At 77.2% G+C, this 2366-nt stretch carries 3 protein-coding genes; all 3 read right to left on the reverse strand.

Going from position 1 to position 2366, the window contains the following annotated elements; translation table 11 throughout:
- Positions 1–1394, reverse strand: a 1394-nt coding sequence (locus PYV61_RS24290) for a hybrid sensor histidine kinase/response regulator (protein WP_275836458.1), incomplete at its 3' end; no start/stop codon positions are given.
- 214 nt (positions 1395–1608) lie between these two features.
- On the reverse strand, positions 1609–2001 hold the full coding sequence (locus PYV61_RS24295; protein ID WP_275836459.1) for a hypothetical protein: 393 nt from the start codon (positions 1999–2001) through the stop codon (positions 1609–1611).
- Complete coding sequence (locus PYV61_RS24300; protein WP_275836460.1) at positions 1998–2195, reverse strand: hypothetical protein; 198 nt, start codon at positions 2193–2195, stop codon at positions 1998–2000. The genes PYV61_RS24295 and PYV61_RS24300 overlap by 4 nt, the downstream gene beginning before the upstream one ends.
- Between the last annotated feature and the right edge of the window lie 171 nt (positions 2196–2366).

Genomic DNA, 2366 nt, shown 5'->3' on the forward strand with positions numbered 1-2366 from the left:
CCCAGCATGGCCACCTCGCCGTACCAGCGCTCCGGCACCGCGCCGGCGGCGCCGCCGGCGGCCGCGTCGGGCGCGAGCGCCTCGGCCGACGCGTCGTCGTCGCCCACGGTCGGCGCGGGGAGCCAGAGCGTGAACGTCGAGCCGACTCCGGGCCGGCTGCGCACGGTGATCTCGCCGTCCATCGCCCGCGCGATCCGGCGGCTGACGGTGAGCCCGAGTCCGACCCCGCCCTCGGACCGCGTGTGCCCGCCGTCGAGCTGCGTGAACGCGTCGAAGATGCGCGCGACCTGGTCGGGCGCGATGCCGAGTCCGGTGTCCTCGACGCGCGCGTACGCCCACGGCCCGGGGCCCGGCGGGCCGTCCGCCGCGCCGCCGTCCGTCCGGTCCGCATCGTCCGCCCCGTCGCTCGTCCCGCAGGCGAGCGCCACGTGGCCGCCGGGGCGCGTGAACTTGACGGCGTTGGTCAGCAGGTGCACGAGCACCTGGCGTACGCGGTGCGGGTCGCCGAGGTAGCGCGCGTCCGTCACGGCGCCGGGCCCGGCGAGCGAGAGGTTGCGCATCGCGGCCTCGATGCGCACGAGCGCGAGCGCCGCCTCGCACGCCTCGTCCAGCCGGCCGACCTCGCGGACCACGCGCAGCCCCACGCCCCGGGCGTCGAGGGTGACCAGGTCCAGGATCTCGTTGACGAGCCCGAGGAGGTGGACGGCGCTCTGCCGCACGCGATTCAGGTGCGTGTGCTGCTCGGTCGAGACCGAGCCGAGCACGCCGAGGTCGAGCAGCTGCACGTAGCCGAGGATCGCGTTGAGCGGCGTCCGCAGCTCGTGCGACATGCGGGAGAGGAACTCGTTCTTCGTGCGGTCCGCGGTCTCCAGTGCGGCGCGCGCCCACTCGGCGTCGGCGGCCGCCTGGCGGTACCGCGCCTCGCTCGAGTGGACCAGCCGGTCGGCGTAGCGACGGCGGCGCTCGCGGTCCTCGCCCTGCAGCCGGTGCAGGTCGACGAAGGCGGCCACCTTGCCGCGCAGCTCGTCCGGGTCGAGCGGCTTGAACAGGTAGTCGATCGCGCCCGCCTGGTAGCCGGTCGTCACGCGCCGGCGGTCGCGGTCGAGCGCGGTCACGAAGAGGATCGGCACGATCCGGCCGCGCTCGCGCGCCTTGATGAGCCGCGCCGCCTCGAGCCCGTCGGTGCCCGGCATCTGCACGTCGAGCAGGATGACCGCGAGGTCCTCGTCGTCGACCCACCGAAGCGCCTCCTCGGCGCTCCCCGCGCGCACGAGGCGCACGCCGAGCGGGTCGAGCACGGCCTCCAGCGCGAGGAGGTTCTCCGGCCGGTCGTCGACCAGCAGCACCGTCAGGGGCGGCGGCGCGGGGGCGCCCGCCGGGGCGCGCGGTTCCATGGCGGGCCGCCCGTCGGCGGCGGCGTCCCGTGCGTCCGCGCCGTGCTCCGGCGCGGAGGTGCCCTCGTGTGCCTCGTCCATCCCACCCGCCCGGCCCGGCACGCACGCCGAAGTCCGTTGCCGTGCTCGGGGTGAGCGACGGACGGGCGATCCGCCGGGCGTGATACGCGTCGCGAGAGGGACGGTGCGAGGAACGGGCCACGGACGTCGGCGGTCACTCGCGGAGGGGACGCGCCGAGCCGCTACGGGTCGCGCCGCGCGTCCGCCGCGAGGCGCGCGCGCAATCGGCGCCACGGCGCGGCGGCTTCCGAGATCGCGCCGCTCCGCGCGGCGGCAGCGCCGCCGCCACGGCCGCCCCCACCACGTACTCGCCGTCGCGCGCGATCACGTGGCCGTCGCGCCGGAGGCGCGCCAGCGCGTCGTCGAGCTCCGACGCGGCGAGGCACGGGCGCGCGTGTCCGTCGAGCGCCCGGCGGATGGCCTCGGGCGCCACCGTCCCGCTCTCGTAGCGACACGCGATCGCGCGCAGGACCATGAAGTCGGCGTCCTCGGGGCTCGGCCCGTCCGCGGGCGGGCGGGCGGGGGTGCGGGCGTCCGCGACGGTCATCGCGCGAGCGCGTCGTCGTCGACCACGCGCTTCGCGGCGAGCTCCTGGCACAGGTAGCCGATCACGTAGTGCGGCGCCGTGGCGACGGCGAGCTCGCGGCTCGCCTCCAGGTCGGCGAGCGCGCCCGCGAGCGCCTTCCACAGCGGGGTGCCCTCGAACTGCTGGTAGATGCGCTGGTCGTCGGGTCGGGTCATCGGTCTCCTGTGGAGCGGGCGCGGCGCGCGGCGCGCCGCGTCGCGGGTGGGCGTTCGGCGGGGCGAGCGTCAGCACGCCGCCCGCGCGGCGCGCACCACGAGGCGCTCGAGCGCCGCCAGCCGGCGGTCCGAGAGGAAGGCGGCGGCCTCCTGGTGCACGGTCGCGCGCAC

The organism is Roseisolibacter sp. H3M3-2 (genome assembly GCF_029211165.1).
In the GTDB taxonomy this organism is placed as follows: Bacteria; Gemmatimonadota; Gemmatimonadetes; order Gemmatimonadales; family Gemmatimonadaceae; genus Roseisolibacter.